Below are 16,333 nucleotides of genomic sequence, written 5' to 3' on the forward strand. Positions count from 1 at the left end.
CTCTCCCTGTATTCGAGGCTAACAGCAGGACCAGCGGTCAGTTCCGGAAGCGATGACCGAGGCCCGAACGGGCCCCCAAGGTGTCTTCCCTCGGCAGAAATCAGGAACCCAATGGAACCATTCCGAGGTATCGCTATTATGTTAATCGGGCTGAGCAAAGCAGGTTCCACGTCCTGGCGCCGTAACGTTGGCGCTTGATTTCGAATTTGGCTGACGCTCTATTTTGACAATCCGCGTCTTGCCTGGGAATCGGCTGACGCCTGCGGGGGACAAATTATGAGCGACCTCGATCCCGGATCTGCATCACGTTCCGGTCGTCGCGTTCCAAAGCCAAAAACCAACGGCATGTCGGAGCCCGATTCCCGGGCAGAATTGCTGCTCGCCCTGCAGGCCATGCGCAACGGCGATTTCTCCGTGCGCATGAGCGGCGACTATCTCGGCATCGACGGCAAGCTCGCCGACACTTTCAACGACATCATCGCCGCCAATCAGCGCATGGCGCAGCAGCTCGAACTGGTCGGCCAGGTGGTGGGCCGCGAGGGCAAGACCCGCCAGCGCGTGAAGTTTGGGCTGGCCTCCGGCTCCTGGGCCGACATGGAAGGCTCGGTCAATACGCTGATCGACGATTTGCTGTGGCCGACGCGCGAGGTGACGCGCGCGGTCGCAGCCGTGGCGCAGGGCGACCTGCTCCAGACCGTCAAGCTCGACGTCGATGGACGCCCCCTGCGCGGCGAATTCCTGCAGTCGGCGACCATCGTCAACACCATGATCAAGCAGCTCGGCGTGTTCACCTCCGAGGTGACGCGCGTGGCGCGCGAGGTCGGCACCGAAGGCAAGCTCGGCGGCCAGGCCCAGGTGCCTGAGGTGACCGGCGTCTGGAAGGATCTGACCGAGAGCGTCAACTCGATGGCGAACAACCTGACCAACCAGGTTCGCAACATCGCCGAGGTGACGATCGCAGTTGCGAACGGCGACCTCTCGAAGAAGATCACGGTCGACGTCCGCGGCGAGATCCTTCAGCTCAAGGAAGCCATCAACACGATGGTGGACCAGCTCCGCTCCTTTGCGTCGGAAGTGACGCGCGTGGCGCGCGAGGTCGGCACCGACGGCAAGCTTGGCGGCCAAGCCATCGTGCCAGGCGTCGCCGGCACCTGGAAGGATCTCACCGACAGCGTCAACGCGATGTGCGGCAATCTCACCGCACAGGTGCGCAACATCGCCAACGTCACCACCGCCGTGGCCCGCGGCGACCTGTCGCGCAAGATCACGGTGGACGTGCGCGGCGAAATCCTGGAGCTGAAGGACACCATCAACACCATGGTGGACCAGCTCAACTCGTTCGCCTCGGAAGTGACGCGCGTCGCGCGCGAGGTCGGCACCGAAGGCAAGCTCGGCGGCCAGGCCCAGGTGCCGGGCGTCGCCGGTACCTGGAAGGACCTCACCGACAACGTCAACTTCATGGCGTCGAACCTCACCGCGCAGGTCCGCAACATCGCCGACGTTGCCACCGCCATCGCGAGCGGCGACCTCTCCAAGAAGATCACGGTGAACGTCTCGGGCGAAATCCTTCAGTTGAAGGAAACGCTCAACACGATGGTCGACCAGCTCAACGCCTTCGCCGGCGAAGTCACGCGCGTCGCGCGCGAGGTCGGCACCGAGGGCCGGCTCGGCGGCCAGGCCAACGTGCTCGGCGTCGCCGGCACCTGGAAGGACTTGACCGAGAGCGTCAACTCGATGGCCTCGAACCTCACCGCGCAGGTCCGTAACATCGCCGAGGTGACGACCGCGGTCGCGGGCGGCGATTTGTCGAAAAAGATCACCGTCGATGTCCGCGGCGAGATCCTCGAGCTGAAAGACACCATCAACACCATGGTGGACCAGCTCAACGCCTTTGCCGGCGAAGTCACGCGCGTTGCCCGCGAGGTCGGCACCGAAGGCAAACTCGGCGGCCAGGCCCAGGTGCGCGGCGTCGCCGGCACCTGGAAGGATCTCACCGACAGCGTCAACTCGATGGCCTCGAACCTGACCGGCCAGGTCCGCAACATCGCCGAAGTCGCGACCGCGGTGGCCAAGGGCGATTTGTCGAAGAAGATTACCGTCAACGTGTCAGGCGAAATCCTTCAGCTGAAGGAAACGCTCAACACCATGGTGGACCAGCTCAACGCCTTCGCCGGCGAAGTCACGCGCGTCGCGCGCGAAGTCGGCACCGAAGGCAAGCTCGGCGGCCAGGCCGAAGTCCCCGGCGTCGCCGGCACCTGGAAGGACCTCACCGACAGCGTCAACTCGATGGCGGGCAACCTCACCGCCCAGGTCCGCAACATCGCCGAAGTTGCGACCGCGATCGCCGGCGGCGACTTGTCGCGCAAGATCACCGTGGACGTGCGCGGCGAGATCCTTCAGCTCAAGGACACGCTGAACACGATGGTCGACCAGCTCAACCGCTTCGCGGGCGAGGTGACGCGCGTGGCGCGCGAGGTCGGCACTGAAGGTCGGCTCGGCGGCCAGGCCAACGTGCCCGGCGTCGCCGGCACCTGGAAAGACCTCACCGACAGCGTCAACTCGATGGCGGGCAACCTCACCGCCCAGGTCCGCAATATCGCCGAAGTCACCACTGCCGTGGCGCGCGGCGACCTCTCGCGCAAGATCACCGTCGACGTCCGTGGCGAGATTTTGGAGCTGAAGAATACCATCAACACCATGGTGGACCAGCTCAACGGCTTTGCCGGTGAAGTGACGCGCGTCGCGCGCGAAGTCGGCACCGAAGGCAAGCTCGGCGGCCAGGCCGAGGTGCCCGGCGTTGCCGGCACCTGGAAGGATCTCACCGACAACGTCAACTTCATGGCCTCGAACCTCACGGCGCAGGTCCGCAACATCGCCGAGGTCGCGACCGCGATCGCCGGCGGCGACCTGTCGAAGAAGATCACGGTGGACGTGCGCGGCGAAATTCTGCTGCTCAAGGACACCTTGAACACCATGGTCGAGCAGCTCCGCTCCTTCGCCGCCGAAGTGACGCGCGTCGCGCGCGAGGTCGGCACCGAGGGCCGGCTCGGCGGCCAGGCCGTCGTGCCCGGCGTCGGCGGCACCTGGAAGGACCTCACCGACAACGTCAACCTGCTGGCCGCGAACCTCACCACCCAGGTCCGCAACATCGCCGAAGTCACCACCGCCGTCGCGCGCGGCGACCTGTCGCGCAAGATCACCGTCGACGTGAAGGGCGAAATTCTCGAGCTCAAGAACACCATCAACACCATGGTGGACCAGCTCAATGCCTTCGCCGGCGAAGTGACGCGCGTTGCCCGCGAGGTCGGCACCGAAGGCGAACTCGGCGGCCAGGCCCAGGTGCCCGGCGTCGCCGGCACCTGGAAGGATCTCACCGACACGGTCAACTTCATGGCGGCGAACCTGACCGAGCAGGTCCGCGGCATCGTCAAGGTGGTGACCGCGGTCGCCAACGGCGATCTCAAGCAGAACCTCACCGTGAAATCGAAAGGCGAGGTCGCGGCGCTCGCCGACACCATCAACAACATGACCGAGACGCTCGCGACTTTCGCCGACCAGGTGACGTCGGTGGCGCGCGAGGTCGGCGTCGAGGGCAGGCTCGGTGGTCAGGCCGACGTGCCTGGCGCCGCGGGCACCTGGAAGGACCTCACCGGCAACGTCAATTTGCTGGCAGCCAACCTCACCTCGCAGGTGCGCGCGATCGCGGAAGTGGCGACCGCCGTGACCAAGGGCGACCTGACGCGGTCGATCCAGGTCGACGCCCGCGGCGAGGTCGCGGAGCTGAAAGACAACATCAACACGATGATCACGAACCTCCGTCTTACGACGGACGTGAACACCGAGCAGGACTGGCTGAAGACCAATCTGGCGAAATTCACCAACATGCTTCAGGGCCAGCGCGACCTCACCACCGTCGGTCGCCTGCTGCTGACCGAATTGTCGCCGCTGGTGAACGCGCATACCGGCGTGATCTACCAGGTCGAGAATGAAGAGAATCCGCGGCTCCTGCTGCTTGCCTCCTATGCCGGCGACGGCGTCTATCCGTATCCGCGCGTGCTGCCATTCGGCGACGGCCTGATCGGCCAATGCGCGCTCGACCGGCGCCCACGCGTGATCGCGGACATTCCGCCCGACGTGGTGCCGATCAATTCGGCGCTGCTTCGCGTCGCGCCGAAGAACCTCGTGGTGCTGCCGGTGCTGTTCGAAGGCCAGGTCAAGGCGGTCATCGAGCTCGCCTCGCTCACCTCCTTCACGACCTCGCAGATGACCTTCCTGGAGCAGCTCACGGACTCGATCGGCATCGTGCTCAACTCGATCGAGGCGACGATGCAGACCGAAGGTCTGCTCAAGCAGTCGCAGCAGCTCGCCGGCGAGCTCCAGACCCAGCAGCGCGAATTGCAGCAGACCAACGACCAGCTCGAACAGAAGGCGCAGCAGCTCGCCGAGCGCAACGTCGAAGTCGAGCGCAAGAACCAGGAGATCGAGCAGGCCCGCCGCGCACTGGAGGAAAAGGCAACCGAGCTCGCGCTGACCTCGAAGTACAAGTCCGAATTCCTCGCCAATATGAGCCACGAGCTGCGCACGCCGCTGAACTCGATCCTGATCCTGGGCCAGCAGCTCACCGACAATCCGGACGGCAATCTTACCGGCAAGCAGGTCGAATTCGCCCGCACCATCCATGGCGCCGGCACCGACCTGCTCAATCTCATCAGCGACATTCTCGATCTCTCCAAGATCGAGTCCGGTACGGTGACGGTCGACGCCGAGGAAATCCTGACCGCGAATCTGCTCGAGACGGTCGGGCGGCCGTTCCGTCACGAGGCGGAGAACCGCAATTTGTCGTTCAAGATCGACGTCGATCCGAATCTTGCGCGCAGCCTCGTCACCGATTCCAAGCGCCTGCAGCAGGTTTTGAAGAACCTGCTCTCCAACGCCTTCAAGTTCACCGCCGAAGGCGAGGTGCGCCTGAAGGTCGCCGCCGCGGTCGGCGGCTGGGGCACGGATCATCCCGTGCTGAACTCGGCGCCGGCCGTGATCGCATTCGAAGTGTCCGATACCGGCATCGGCATTCCGCTGGAGAAGCAGAAGCTGATCTTCGAGGCGTTCCAGCAAGCGGATGCCGGCACCAGCCGCAAATATGGCGGTACCGGCCTCGGCCTTGCGATCAGCCGTGAACTCGCAAGCCTGCTCGGCGGCGAGATCCACCTGCGCAGCTTGCCGGGCAAGGGCTCGTGCTTCACGCTTTACCTGCCGCTGAAATATTCCGGCCCGACGCTCGCGCCCCGCGCAACGCCCCAACAGAGCCAGCCGCCGGCGCTGCAGCCCGCGACAGCCGAACCGCAGCGCGTGATCGAGCAGCTTCCCGACGACCGACTCAACCTCGAACCCGGCGATAGCATCCTCCTGATCGTCGAGGACGACCCGCACTACGCGCGCGTGTTGGTCGACCTCGCCCGCGACAAGGGATTCAAGGTGCTGGTCGCGGCCCGCGGCGCGGAGGCGCTGGAGCTTGCAAAGCAGTACCAGCCGAGGGCTGTCTCGCTCGACGTATTCCTGCCGGATATGCTCGGCTGGACCGTGTTGAGCCAGCTCAAGCACAATCCGCTGACCCGCCACATCCCCGTGCAGATCATCACGCTCGACGAGGACCGCCAGCATGCGCTGGCGCGCGGCGCCTTCTCCTTCGTCAACAAGCCGACGACGACCGAGGGTGTCTCGGCCGCGCTGACCCAGATCAAGGAATATGCGCGACCGCGGCGCAAGCGGCTGCTCATCGTCGAGGACAACGAGGCCGAGCAGCTCTCGATCCGCGAGCTCCTGCATCACGACGACATCGAGATCGTGACGACCGGCACCGGTGCCGACGCGCTCTCGATGCTGCGTGAGAACCCCTGTGATTGCGTCGTGCTCGACCTGCGCCTGCCCGACATGACCGGCTTCGAGGTGCTAGACCAGATCCGCAATGACGAGGCGCTCTCGAACGTTCCGGTGGTCGTCTTCACCGGCCGCGAGCTGTCGGCCGAGGAAGATGCGGAGCTCCACACCATGGCGCGGAGCATCGTGGTCAAGGGCGTGGAATCGCCGGAGCGCCTGCTCGACGAGACCGCGCTGTTCCTGCACCGCGTGATCACGGAGTTGCCGATCGAGAAGCAGCGCATGCTCGAGAAGCTGAACAGTTCCGACGAAGACCTGATCGGCAAGACCGCCCTGCTCGTCGACGACGACGCCCGCAATATCTTCGCGCTGTCGAGCGTGCTGGAGCGGCGCGGCATGAAGGTGCTGACGGCCACGACCGGCAACGAGGCGGTGGCCCTGGTCGAATCCAACCCGGAGATCGCCATCGTGCTGATGGACATCATGATGCCGCAGATGGATGGCTATCAGACCATCGGCGTCATTCGTGAAAACCCCACCTTCGCCCGTCTTCCGATCATCGCGTTGACGGCCAAGGCCATGAAGGGCGACCGCGAGAAATGCCTCGAGGCCGGCGCGTCCGACTATCTCGCCAAACCCGTCAACACCGATCAATTGCTGCTTGCAATCCGCATGTGGCTGCACCGCTGAGTTGGATGCCCGTATGGACCACGAAAAGGTCAACATCCTCCTCGTCGACGACCAGCCGGCCAAGCTGCTCGCCTATGAGGTGATCCTGAAGGATCTCGGCCAGAACCTCGTGATCGCCTCGTCCGGTCGCGAGGCTCTGGAGGTGCTGCTCAAGACCGAGATCGCGGTGATCCTGGTCGACGTCTGCATGCCCGAGCTCGACGGCTTCGAGCTCGCCGCGATGATCCGCGAGCATCCGCGCTTCCAGAAGACCGCGATGATCTTCATCTCGGCCATTCAAGTCAGCGACATCGACCGCCTGCGCGGCTACGAGATGGGCGCCGTCGACTACGTCCCGGTGCCGGTCGTGCCGGAGGTGCTGCGCGCCAAGGTCAAGGTGTTTGCAGAGCTCTATCGCAAGACGCGCGAGCTCGAACGGCTGAACCAGGATCTCGAGGACCGCGTGCGTGCACGCACCGCCGAGCTGGAGAATTCGACCGCAAAGCTGCGCGAGAGCGAAGAGCGGCGCAGCATGGCGATCGCCGCCGGCAAGATGGGCTCCTGGGACTGGGACTGGATCACCGGCGACTGGATGTGGGACGAGGGACAATACCGCATCTTTGGTGTTGGCCCGGAGAGCTTCGAGGTGAATCCGGCCAACGTTCAGGCGCTGTTGCATCCGGATGACGTCGATCAGTTGCGCAAGGCGATCGCCGAATTCAACAAGGGCACGCGCTCCTATGAAACGGAGTTCCGCATCGTGCGGCCCGACGGCGATGTGCGCTGGTGTGTCGGCACGGCCGCCGCCACGGTTGACGATAGCGGTCGGGTCATGCGCGTCAGCGGCGTGACGGTGGACATCACCGAACGCAAGCGCGCCGAGGAACGGCAGACTCTCCTGGCGCGGGAAGTCGATCATCGCGCCAAGAATGCGCTGGCGCTGGCGCAATCGATCGTGCGCCTCACCCGCGCCGACGAGGTCAAAGCCTATGTCAGCGCCGTCGAGGGACGCATCAATGCACTGGCGCGCGTGCACACGATCCTGTCGCTATCGAGCTGGCAGGGCGCCGAACTCTCGAAGCTGATCGACGAGGAGCTTGCGCCCTATTCCCTCGGCGGCCAGATCAAATTGGCGGGGTCGGAAGTTCAGTTGCTGCCGGCAACCGCCCAGACGCTGGCGCTGGCGCTGCATGAGCTTTTCACCAACTCGGCGAAATATGGCGCGCTCTCGACGCGGACGGGACGGCTCGCAATCGGCTGGCAGGTCGAGGACGAGCTGCTCACGCTGACCTGGGAGGAATCCGGCGGCCCGCTCGTCATGACGCCAAAATCCCGCGGCTTTGGTACGCGTAGCCTGCTTGCGAGCGTCGAGTCCCAGCTCGGCGGGCAGGCGCGATTCGATTGGCGCGCCGAGGGTCTGCTGTGTCGGCTCGAGGTGCCGTTGGTCCGCAAGACTGCCGCGACGACCGCGCCCGGCAACTTCGAAGCCGCCAGCTCCGCCGAATTGCAGCGCGCTTCCGGCTAACCGGAGGCCGCACTCTTCCTGCGCTGCGTCGTTTGCGGCTCGCGCGCGACCCGTCCTTCGAGCCAGGCTTCTGTTTGGGCGAGATCGCGCAGAGCCTTGGCATAGCGGCACGCCGCGCTTCGCTCCGCGCCGCGGGGCAGCTTGCGCGCTTTGCGGAGGATGTCCGCAGCGGCGTTACGATAAGCCAGAGAGCGATAGAGAAAGACCACCTTACCCATATCGAATGTTCCCGTGTTGCGCGGTCATTCTCGCCCACCCGGCATGAACGTCGGATGAAGCGGATGATGACAATTCCTTCATGCGGGTGGAACCGGCGCGTGTCGCAGGCGTTGCATGCGAGATTGGGATAGAGTTCCATGCGCGCGAAGAAGTCGTCTGACCTGATCTCTCCCAGCGGGCTCGTCAAGCTGATGACGCACGCGATGATGGGCGCAGCCTTAGGACTCGCTTTCAGCCTCTTGCTCGTGCTGTCCAATCCCGGCGTCGCCAATTTGCTGAGTCACGGCGGAAGGCAGGCCGTGGTCGTTTTCGCCCTCACCTTGGTGACGACGTTCGCGATCGGCGCGACACTGACCGGCGTCGTATTCATCCTCGCCGAGGACAAGCAATCTTGAACTATGCGTGCTTTACCGGAATTTCTTCGTTCGGAACTCCTGCGACGAATGGCAGTTTGCTGCCTGCGTCAATTCAACTCAGGGAGTTCCCGCAGATGAAGACCACCAAGCTCGCTCTTGCCGTGATGTTGGCAACCGGCCTCGCCGCCGCACCGTTCGCAGTGCAGGCCAAGTCGCATAAGGCAAAACACGGATCATCGATGTCGACGTCGCAGACCACCACGGGCGCCAACACCAAGTCCTCCAAGGGTGCTGATCCCTCCGGTCAGGGCGGCTCCGGCCCCGGCTCCGACCAGGGCGGCACCATGACGAACAACAAGGCCGGTATGAGCAACACCAAGTAGGCGTTCGGCGAAAACACGAAGGCCCCGCGATCGCGGGGCCTTTTGCTTTGGGATTCGAACAGACTTCTCTCGGGCCGCTTCGTCAACATGCGGTATCGACGAGCCCCGCACCTCGCGTTGCGCGCAGGCTTCAGCTACGATGGCTGCCCAGGATGTCAGGATGAACGCCTGCAGGATCTGACTTCACCAGATGGTCGAGTCGTGCGCGCTTGCGCGCGATCAAGAGCTGGGCCGCGGCGTCGTCGAGCCCCTCGCGTTGCAGCTGCCGGATGGCAGAGCCCAGTTCGAGAATCTCGGCGCGCAGCTTTAGAATCCGGTATGCATCCGGGACTTCCTCCACCGTGCGCTCCCAAGGCTCTCAGCGGCTCGCGATCACGCGCAGAGGACTACCTGATGTCTTCGCGGAACGAAGGCGCATCCTATCGCGGACATTCGGCAGGACATCGCCGCCACCTGCAGCCTTCCATTCGCCGATCAGCAGATTGATTTTCCGGCGCAGATCCATTTGCGCCAGGGCCTTCTCCGTGCAGTCCCGATCGCGCTCGACGAGCTCGCGTACGGCCGCCTCGACATCGGCCATTTCCAGCCTCAAGGCGCTGATTTTACGTCGAATTTCATTAATTCTGTTGTCCATGGCTTGTTAGAACAAAATAAGAACATATAGTCAAGTCACGATTTCAGAAGGGAGAAGCGACATGCAGGTTCAAGGTAAATACGATGCCAAGTCTTTCCTCACCGAGCAGATGACGCGGGCGCAGGGCCTCCGGCTGAAACGGCTGAGCGAAGAGGCGTATCAGCCCGCGCAATACGCGCGGGATCTGTCCTCCAGCGAGGCAGCACGGCGCATTCAGGTGCTGGAAGCGGAGATCGAGCTGGCGGATTCGTTCTAGGCTAGGTCGCCTATCCGGAACGTTGCTTGCACTTTCGGAACCATGCCTGTCCCGGATTGTTTTCCCAGGCCAAGGGAGAACATGCATGGCACGCAAGGCAAAGAAGCGCCGCTACTCGCGCAGCTCCGGCAGCGATGTCGAAGGCGAGATGAAGCGCTACAAGAAGGGGACCGCGAAAAGCGGACCGGGCGGTCGAGGCGGACGCGTGAAGAGCCGCAAGCAGGCAATCGCGATCGGCCTGTCGAAAGCGCGCAAGAAGGGCAAGAAGGTCCCGAAGAAGGCCGCGAAACGAAAGACGTCCAAGAAGACGTCAAAGAAGACATCTCGGAAAACATCCAAGAAGACTTCGAGAAAGAGTTCGAAGAAGACGTCGAAGCGCAAATCCTCCAAACGGTCGCGCTGACCTCAGTCAGATCATGCTGCCCGGCATGAAGCAGCGGATCGAAACGCCGAACGCGGTCTTCACCGGCCACACCATGGTGCGGCCGGCCCGGTTCGGCTCGGTGATCACGGCTTCGTCCGGTACCTCGACCCACTCGCCGTCGAGCCGCACGCGGTAATGTCCATTGTGCGAGTCCCAATCGGGATCGGCGACCGCAAACCCATCCGCATCCGAGCAGCACGGACCGAGATGGCTGCGCAGGCCGTCGAACCACGGCTTGAGAGGTGAGTCCGCGTAGCGGCCGTCGTCGCGCCCGAGAGCGTTTCCACCCCATAGCACGAGTGGCGCTACCAACGGCGCCACAAGCAGCGCACTTCTCAGCGAGAGCTTCAATCGATCCATGTCGGCACCGATCAAATACGAATTGCCGGCCGGCTCAGCGGCGGCAAGTTCGAAGTTCCACGCTTGCAATCGTCGGCGGCTTCATTGCCGCCGAGTCCGTACGAGATCCGCAATTGTGATGAGCGAACACGGCTTTTTCGGACGAAACCGGGTCATCCTCCCTGCCGTTAACGAGAATGTTATCGGCGATGTGCGGAAATCCTGAAGGCGAACGGGAAAGGCGGCCCGAAGGCCGCCTTTTTGGAGTTGCGCCGATCGACGTTCGCCTTATGCGAGCGGCACCGCCACGAACCGGGTCGTCTGCGCGCTTCTGACCTGCAGCAGCACGCTGCGCTTGCCGGACGATTTCGCCTGCGCCAGCTCCGAACGGACATCGCCGATATTGGCGACGGCGTTGCCGCCCACGTTGAGGATGACGTCGCCGGTCTGGATGCCGCGTTGCGCGGCCGGGCCTTGCGGATCGACTTCAGTGACGACGACGCCCTTCTGGCCGGCGCCCTGCACGTCGCCCGCCGGAGCCAGGCTGAGCCCGAGACGCGGCGGCATGCCGGCATCTGGCTGCGACTTGCCCTCGTCGGCTCTAGCCTGCCGCTCGTTCGGCAACTCGCCAAGCGCCAGTGTCACCGTCTTGCTGTCGCCTTTGTGGACGACATCGAGCTTCACGGACGTGCCCGGCGCCAGGGTGGCGATGGTGCGGGCGAGATCGCGGGAATCCTTGATCGCGGTGCCATTGACGGCGGTGATGACGTCGCCCGCCTCGATGCCCGCCTTCGCCGCCGGGCTGCCGTCCTGCGGATTGTCAACGATCGCACCGCGCGCCTCCTTGAGGCCGAGACTGTCGGCGATATCCGACGTCACCGGCTGCACCTGCACGCCGAGCCAGCCGCGTGTGACCGCGCCCTTGTCCTTCAACTGTGCGACGACGAGCTTTGCGGTCGAAGCCGGAATGTCGAAGCCGATGCCGACCGAGCCGCCGGAGGGCGAGAAGATCGCGGTGTTCACGCCGATCACGTTGCCGTTCATGTCGAAGGCCGGCCCGCCGGAATTGCCCTTGTTGATCGGCGCGTCGATCTGGATGAAGTCGTCATAGGGACCATTACCGATGTCGCGGCCGCTGGCCGAGACGATGCCGGCGGTCACGGTGCCGCCGAGGCCGAAGGGATTGCCGACCGCGACCACCCAGTCGCCGATACGCGGCTTCTGGTCGGAGAATTTGACGAACGGAAAATCCTTCTTGCCCTCGACCTTGATCAGCGCGAGATCCGTCTTCGGATCGGTGCCGACCACTTTCGCGCTGTAGATGGTGCCGTCGTCCATCGTCACTTGCACCGATTCGGCGTGATCGACGACGTGGTTGTTGGTCACGGCATAGCCGTCGGCGGAGATGAAGAAGCCGGAGCCCTCACCCGTGATCATCTGGCGGCGCTGGCGCGGCATGCCCTCCATGCCACCCGGGCCGCGGAAGCCGAATTGCCGCGAGAACTGGTCGAACGGCGTCGCCTCGTCCGAATCCATCCGGTTCTGTTGCAGCATCGCGCTCTTATCATTGTCCTGGTCGATCCTGACCCGCACCGAAATGACGGCGGGTTTGACCTTGCTGACGAGGTCGCCGAAGCCCGGCGGTGTCGCGGCGGTCTCCGCGGCCTGGGCGGGCGCAATGAAGGAGGTCGCGCTGAACGGCGAAGAGCCGGGAGCAGTCGCCAGCACGGCCACGCCAAGCGCGGCCACGGTGCCGAGCAGCGCGAGCCGGCGCGGCCTCAGGACCTTGCGGGACGTTGTGGTGTCGGAATTGACGTGATCGCTCATGTCGATATGTCCATGTTGGGTAAGTCGCCTTGCACCCAACATGGTGGTCGCCACCTTACAGCGTCCCGTCCACGCGATTAAATCTTGGCAAAGTAGCCGGGCCGGCGATACGGCCAAAGGTCAAGGCTGCACGTTTGATGCAGCTCAACGCGGGCCATGCGCACCGTGGAAGACTGCGGCCACCGGATGATGTCCATCGGAGGCACGTCATGTACAAAGACATTCTCGTCCACATCCCCACCGAGCGGCCGATCCGCCCGGTGATCGACGGCTCGATCTCGCTCGCAGCGGGCCTCAACGCCCATCTCGATGCAGTCGCGGTTGGCTATGTGGCAACCAGTGCGGCCTATATCATGGAGGGCGGCGCTGCGGTGGCGGCGGTGTTCGAGATGGAGCGCGAGAGTGCAGTGGAGCGGGCCGAGGCGGCGCTCGCGGTATTCAAGAGCAAAGCGATGAACGCCGGCATTTCCTACACATGCCACCCACTCGGGGCGATGCCGGGGGATGCGGTCGGCTTGCTCGGCGAGATGGCGCGGCTGCACGATCTCAGCATCGTGCTCCAGCCGGATCCGGCGCAAGGCTCACTCGACAACGATGTGCCCGGCGAGATCCTGTTCCAGGCGGGTGGCCCGGTGCTTTTCCTGCCCTACACCTTCCATGGAGCGTTCAAGGCGAAACGGATCGGCATCTGCTGGGATGGCAGCCGCCTCGCCGCGCGCGCTATGCGCGACGCCGCACCATTCCTGGCCCGCGCCGAGGAGATCGTGATCATTGCGATCAACGAAACAGATATGGTTCCCGAGGAAGTCTCGACGCGCAATCTGGCAAGGCATCTCGGCCGGCGCGGACTGTCGACCCGCACGGTCAACCTGTCGGCGGCGCGCTCTGACATTCAGCCGACCATGCTGTCGCTGGCAGCCGATGAGAACCTGGATGTTCTGATCATGGGCGGCTACGGCCATTCGCGTTTGCAGGAGCGGTTCCTCGGCGGCGTCACCCGCGCCATGCTGGAAGCCATGACCGTCCCGACGCTGATGTCGCATTAATCGAGGGCTTATCCAGGTCGGGCCGGTCACAAGCCTTGTCGTTCGGGCTGACAACCGCGTCCTTGAGCGGTGCCGGCGTCGGCAAGTTCAGGTCATATTCGAACACGTTGGACCGTCACGCCGCGGCGGGTCTCTCCCACGCCGTGGCCTCGACGCCGTCCTCGTCTTGTTGCGCATTGCACGCGTCGAAATGCGCCTTGAGTTCGACTTCGGCGAGATGTTCGAAATGTTCGGCCTGGCCGAGCAGTTCCCAGCTCTGGAGCGGCCGGTAGGCGGCCTGCTGACGACAGAGGGACGCTAGCGCGCGGTAGCGACGTACGTTGTCCATGAGACCCTCCCTCGCATTCACAGAGCTTATTGCCCTTATTTGCGTCAGGGCGATGGCGGTTGTGCAAAAGATTTGCTGCGCCCGCCGCGCGCTTGACTCGCTTGTTTCTAGGCAAACGCGTATCGAGGCGAAAGTTCCAATCAGCGCGACTCAACGCTTCTGACCTTACCGCAGGCCAGGGCTAGGGTTGTGGGTCATTCTCGTATGTCTGCAGTGCAAAGGGGCACGCCCTGGCACACCCCATTGCGGTGCCGGCTCGCCCGCCTGTATCCGGCAGTCTACCGGATGAGCGCGGGCTCACCGGCACGCATTGTCTGCGCCGAACTATGTTGCAGCATCGGAACCCTGCCGGCTTCCGCAGCGGCGCGGATGGCCGCGATGTTGCCGGCATAGTCCGCGCTGCTCTTGCCGCGAAACACTGCGGAGCCCGCTACAAGCGTATCGGCGCCCGCAGCGGCCACGGCGGCGGCATTGTCGCGCGTGATGCCGCCGTCAACCTCGAGCCGGATCGGCCGGTCGCCTATCATGCTTCGAATACGCCCGATCTTCTCGAGTTGGGATTCGAGGAAGGACTGGCCGCCAAAGCCCGGATTGACCGTCATCACCAGGACGAGGTCGAGGCGATCGAGCACATATTCGATCGTGCTTTCGGGAGTCGCGGGACACAGGCTGACGCCGGCTTTCTTGCCGAGCGCGCGGATGGCCTGGAGCGAGCGATCGAGGTGCGGACCGGCTTCGGCATGCACCGTGATGACATCCGCGCCGGCCTTCGCGAACGCTTCGAGATAGGGATCGGCGGGCGCGATCATGAGATGCACGTCGAACATTTTCTTCGTCAGCGGCCGGATCGCCCTGATGACGTCCGCGCCATAACTGATGTTCGGGACGAAATGCCCGTCCATGACGTCGCAGTGAATCCAGTCGGCACCCGCCGCATCGATCGCCACGATCTCCTCGCCGAGGCGGGCGAAATTCGCAGCCAGGATTGACGGCGCGATGAGGATTTCTCTCGTCATGGCTTCGCACTCCCCTGCGCGTCCGCACCGCCGCTGAAGACGCGGCTCGCCAGGACGTCCATGGGATCGATCGTTTCGAGGTCGGCGATATCGAGCATGCGGTCGAGATCGGACACCAGCCGATCGGCCTGCCGCAGGCGGATGCGGTCGACGGCGTTGCGGATCGAGCGCGCATTGGAGAAGAACGGCTGGGTCCGACGTAGCGCGATGTATTTCTCGAACGCCTCGCGCGCCGCCGCCGAGAGGCGATAACCCCGTTCCTTCAGCATCAGCTCGGCGATGACGAGCAGCTCGGCTTCCGCATAGTCCGGAAAGTCGATGTGATGCGCGATCCGCGAACGGAAGCCGGGATTAGAGGCAAAGAAGCTCGTCATCCGCTCGCCATAGCCGGCAAGGATCACGACGAGGTCCTCGCGCTGGTTTTCCATCACCTGGAGCAGGATCTCGATCGCCTCCTGGCCGTAGTCGCGCTCGTTGTCGGGACGGTGCAGATAATAGGCCTCGTCGATGAACAGCACGCCGCCCATCGCCTTCTTCAGGATCTCCTTGGTCTTCGGCGCGGTGTGGCCGATATACTGGCCGACCAAATCGTCGCGCGTCACCGAGATCACCTGCCCGCGCCGCACGAAACCGAGGCCGTGCAGGATCTTTGCCATGCGCAGCGCGACCGTCGTCTTGCCGGTGCCGGGATTGCCGGTAAACGACATATGCAGCGTCGGTGGCGACGAAGCCAATCCCGCACGCTGCCGAATACGTTCGATCAGCAAGAGCGACGCGATCTGGCGCACGCGGCTTTTCACCGGCTTCAATCCGATCAGCTCCTGCTCGAGCTGCTGCAGCGTGCCCGTGATTCCAGCCTCTTCGGCCTCCTTGCGGAGATCGAAACTGGTCTCGCCGGGCTCAGTGGTCATTGCGTGGGGAACATCCAGCATCGGCACCTCGAAGAAAAGGGCTTCGCCGCGGGGAGCGGCGAAGCAGTGGTCCGCCAAGGAAACGGAGCAGGGAGTGCTCCGCGCGGAGGAGAATGACTTAGGTTGGTGCGTGCGCGGGCTGCCGGCGCACGGTGGTGTAGCGGATCGCGCGTCCGCCCACCTCCTGCCGCACCAGCTCGAACTCGGCTTCCTGCGGCGGGCGGTTGACGATGAACGAGATCCGCACCGATTCCCACCCATGGCTGGAGTCGAAGCCGCTGAGGCGGATGTATCGGTCGCCATACACTCTGCGGCATTCGGCGAGCTCCATCATCACGCCGGCGGCGTCCTGGAGATCGAACATCGGCAGGCCCCACATCTCCCAATAGGTGTTGCGGGGATGCGGATCGTCGGTGAACTCGATGTTCACGGCCCAACCATTGGTCAGGCAATATTGCACCTGCTTGGTGATCTGGTCGTCGGTCAGATCGGGCAGGAACGAGAAGCAGCCTTGGGTCAGCTTCAT

Annotated in this window: 16 protein-coding genes; 7 read left to right on the plus strand and 9 right to left on the minus strand. The window is 64.0% G+C overall.

What is annotated here, in order from left to right; translation table 11 throughout:
- The first annotated feature begins 276 nt into the window (after positions 1-276).
- Positions 277-6,564: a HAMP domain-containing protein gene (locus tag BcanWU425_RS29455; protein ID WP_231188781.1), complete on the plus strand. Its 6,288-nt coding sequence runs from the start codon at positions 277-279 to the stop codon at positions 6,562-6,564.
- Between the two features lie 13 nt (positions 6,565-6,577).
- Positions 6,578-8,068 carry an HWE histidine kinase domain-containing protein gene (locus tag BcanWU425_RS29460; protein ID WP_085352570.1) on the plus strand — a complete coding sequence of 497 codons (1,491 nt, stop codon included), beginning with the start codon at positions 6,578-6,580 and terminating at the stop codon, positions 8,066-8,068.
- Here the strand turns inward: BcanWU425_RS29460 and BcanWU425_RS29465 are convergent.
- Positions 8,065-8,286 carry a hypothetical protein gene (locus BcanWU425_RS29465; protein ID WP_018456200.1) on the minus strand — a complete coding sequence of 74 codons (222 nt, stop codon included), beginning with the start codon at positions 8,284-8,286 and terminating at the stop codon, positions 8,065-8,067. The genes BcanWU425_RS29460 and BcanWU425_RS29465 overlap by 4 nt on opposite strands.
- Positions 8,287-8,424: 138 nt before the next feature.
- Between BcanWU425_RS29465 and BcanWU425_RS29470 the strand changes: the two genes are divergently transcribed.
- Together BcanWU425_RS29470 and BcanWU425_RS29475 are read left to right on the plus strand one after the other, a co-directional pair.
- Entirely contained in the window at positions 8,425-8,682 is a 258-nt protein-coding gene (locus BcanWU425_RS29470) for a hypothetical protein (protein WP_018456199.1), read from the plus strand.
- 95 nt (positions 8,683-8,777) lie between these two features.
- A complete protein-coding gene (locus tag BcanWU425_RS29475) occupies positions 8,778-9,026 on the plus strand; it encodes a hypothetical protein (protein WP_085352571.1) in 249 nt (82 codons plus the stop codon).
- Positions 9,027-9,156: 130 nt separating this feature from the next.
- On the opposite strand, the gene BcanWU425_RS29480 is transcribed toward BcanWU425_RS29475, so the two are convergent.
- Together BcanWU425_RS29480 and BcanWU425_RS29485 are read right to left on the minus strand one after the other, a co-directional pair.
- Positions 9,157-9,366, minus strand: a complete 210-nt coding sequence (locus BcanWU425_RS29480) for a hypothetical protein (RefSeq protein WP_085352572.1) — start codon at positions 9,364-9,366, stop codon at positions 9,157-9,159.
- Positions 9,367-9,384: 18 nt separating this feature from the next.
- On the minus strand, positions 9,385-9,606 hold the full coding sequence (locus BcanWU425_RS29485) for a hypothetical protein (protein ID WP_085352573.1): 222 nt from the start codon (positions 9,604-9,606) through the stop codon (positions 9,385-9,387).
- 115 nt (positions 9,607-9,721) lie between these two features.
- On the opposite strand from BcanWU425_RS29485, the gene BcanWU425_RS29490 reads away from it, so the two are divergent.
- Together BcanWU425_RS29490 and BcanWU425_RS29495 are read left to right on the plus strand one after the other, a co-directional pair.
- A complete protein-coding gene (locus tag BcanWU425_RS29490; RefSeq protein ID WP_018456195.1) occupies positions 9,722-9,916 on the plus strand; it encodes a DUF3072 domain-containing protein in 195 nt (64 codons plus the stop codon).
- An 85-nt stretch (positions 9,917-10,001) separates the two neighbouring features.
- Positions 10,002-10,319: a DUF6496 domain-containing protein gene (locus BcanWU425_RS29495; protein ID WP_018456194.1), complete on the plus strand. Its 318-nt coding sequence runs from the start codon at positions 10,002-10,004 to the stop codon at positions 10,317-10,319.
- 6 nt (positions 10,320-10,325) lie between these two features.
- Here BcanWU425_RS29495 and BcanWU425_RS29500 read toward each other — a convergent pair whose 3' ends face one another.
- Both BcanWU425_RS29500 and BcanWU425_RS29505 read right to left on the minus strand, forming a co-directional pair.
- The gene (locus tag BcanWU425_RS29500; protein ID WP_026233103.1) at positions 10,326-10,700 is read right to left on the minus strand and encodes a hypothetical protein; all 375 of its coding nucleotides are present in this window, start codon (positions 10,698-10,700) and stop codon (positions 10,326-10,328) included.
- A 267-nt stretch (positions 10,701-10,967) separates the two neighbouring features.
- Positions 10,968-12,506, minus strand: a complete 1,539-nt coding sequence (locus tag BcanWU425_RS29505; protein ID WP_204513875.1) for a Do family serine endopeptidase — start codon at positions 12,504-12,506, stop codon at positions 10,968-10,970.
- A gap of 209 nt (positions 12,507-12,715) precedes the next feature.
- Between BcanWU425_RS29505 and BcanWU425_RS29510 the strand changes: the two genes are divergently transcribed.
- Positions 12,716-13,552: a universal stress protein gene (locus BcanWU425_RS29510; protein ID WP_166517578.1), complete on the plus strand. Its 837-nt coding sequence runs from the start codon at positions 12,716-12,718 to the stop codon at positions 13,550-13,552.
- Between the two features lie 115 nt (positions 13,553-13,667).
- Here the strand turns inward: BcanWU425_RS29510 and BcanWU425_RS29515 are convergent, their stop codons facing one another.
- The 4 genes from BcanWU425_RS29515 to BcanWU425_RS29530 all read right to left on the minus strand — a co-directional run bounded on the left by BcanWU425_RS29515 (position 13,668) and on the right by BcanWU425_RS29530 (position 16,333).
- Positions 13,668-13,880 carry a hypothetical protein gene (locus BcanWU425_RS29515; protein ID WP_018456190.1) on the minus strand — a complete coding sequence of 71 codons (213 nt, stop codon included), beginning with the start codon at positions 13,878-13,880 and terminating at the stop codon, positions 13,668-13,670.
- A gap of 278 nt (positions 13,881-14,158) precedes the next feature.
- Positions 14,159-14,896, minus strand: coding sequence for a ribulose-phosphate 3-epimerase (gene rpe / locus BcanWU425_RS29520; protein WP_018456189.1), 738 nt, complete (start codon positions 14,894-14,896; stop codon positions 14,159-14,161).
- Complete coding sequence (cbbX, locus tag BcanWU425_RS29525; RefSeq protein ID WP_018456188.1) at positions 14,893-15,828, minus strand: CbbX protein; 936 nt, start codon at positions 15,826-15,828, stop codon at positions 14,893-14,895. Before cbbX ends, rpe begins: the two co-directional genes overlap by 4 nt.
- Before the next feature lie 97 nt (positions 15,829-15,925).
- Entirely contained in the window at positions 15,926-16,333 is a 408-nt protein-coding gene (locus BcanWU425_RS29530) for a ribulose bisphosphate carboxylase small subunit (protein WP_007594833.1), read from the minus strand.

Origin of the sequence: Bradyrhizobium sp. WU425, assembly GCF_021052305.1 — a bacterium.
In the GTDB taxonomy this organism is placed as follows: domain Bacteria; phylum Pseudomonadota; class Alphaproteobacteria; order Rhizobiales; family Xanthobacteraceae; genus Bradyrhizobium; species Bradyrhizobium canariense_D.

Coding starts and splice junctions, on each gene's coding strand:
- BcanWU425_RS29455 (WP_231188781.1), top strand. CDS start 277: ATGAGCGACCTCGATCCCGGATCTGCATCACGTTCCGGTCGTCGCGTT.
- BcanWU425_RS29460 (WP_085352570.1), top strand. CDS start 6,578: ATGGACCACGAAAAGGTCAACATCCTCCTCGTCGACGACCAGCCGGCC.
- BcanWU425_RS29465 (WP_018456200.1), bottom strand. CDS start 8,286: ATGGGTAAGGTGGTCTTTCTCTATCGCTCTCTGGCTTATCGTAACGCC.
- BcanWU425_RS29470 (WP_018456199.1), top strand. CDS start 8,425: ATGCGCGCGAAGAAGTCGTCTGACCTGATCTCTCCCAGCGGGCTCGTC.
- BcanWU425_RS29475 (WP_085352571.1), top strand. CDS start 8,778: ATGAAGACCACCAAGCTCGCTCTTGCCGTGATGTTGGCAACCGGCCTC.
- BcanWU425_RS29485 (WP_085352573.1), bottom strand. CDS start 9,606: ATGGCCGATGTCGAGGCGGCCGTACGCGAGCTCGTCGAGCGCGATCGG.
- BcanWU425_RS29490 (WP_018456195.1), top strand. CDS start 9,722: ATGCAGGTTCAAGGTAAATACGATGCCAAGTCTTTCCTCACCGAGCAG.
- BcanWU425_RS29495 (WP_018456194.1), top strand. CDS start 10,002: ATGGCACGCAAGGCAAAGAAGCGCCGCTACTCGCGCAGCTCCGGCAGC.
- BcanWU425_RS29500 (WP_026233103.1), bottom strand. CDS start 10,700: ATGGATCGATTGAAGCTCTCGCTGAGAAGTGCGCTGCTTGTGGCGCCG.
- BcanWU425_RS29505 (WP_204513875.1), bottom strand. CDS start 12,506: ATGAGCGATCACGTCAATTCCGACACCACAACGTCCCGCAAGGTCCTG.
- BcanWU425_RS29510 (WP_166517578.1), top strand. CDS start 12,716: ATGTACAAAGACATTCTCGTCCACATCCCCACCGAGCGGCCGATCCGC.
- BcanWU425_RS29515 (WP_018456190.1), bottom strand. CDS start 13,880: ATGGACAACGTACGTCGCTACCGCGCGCTAGCGTCCCTCTGTCGTCAG.
- rpe (WP_018456189.1), bottom strand. CDS start 14,896: ATGACGAGAGAAATCCTCATCGCGCCGTCAATCCTGGCTGCGAATTTC.
- cbbX (WP_018456188.1), bottom strand. CDS start 15,828: ATGCTGGATGTTCCCCACGCAATGACCACTGAGCCCGGCGAGACCAGT.
- BcanWU425_RS29530 (WP_007594833.1), bottom strand. CDS start 16,333: ATGAAGCTGACCCAAGGCTGCTTCTCGTTCCTGCCCGATCTGACCGAC.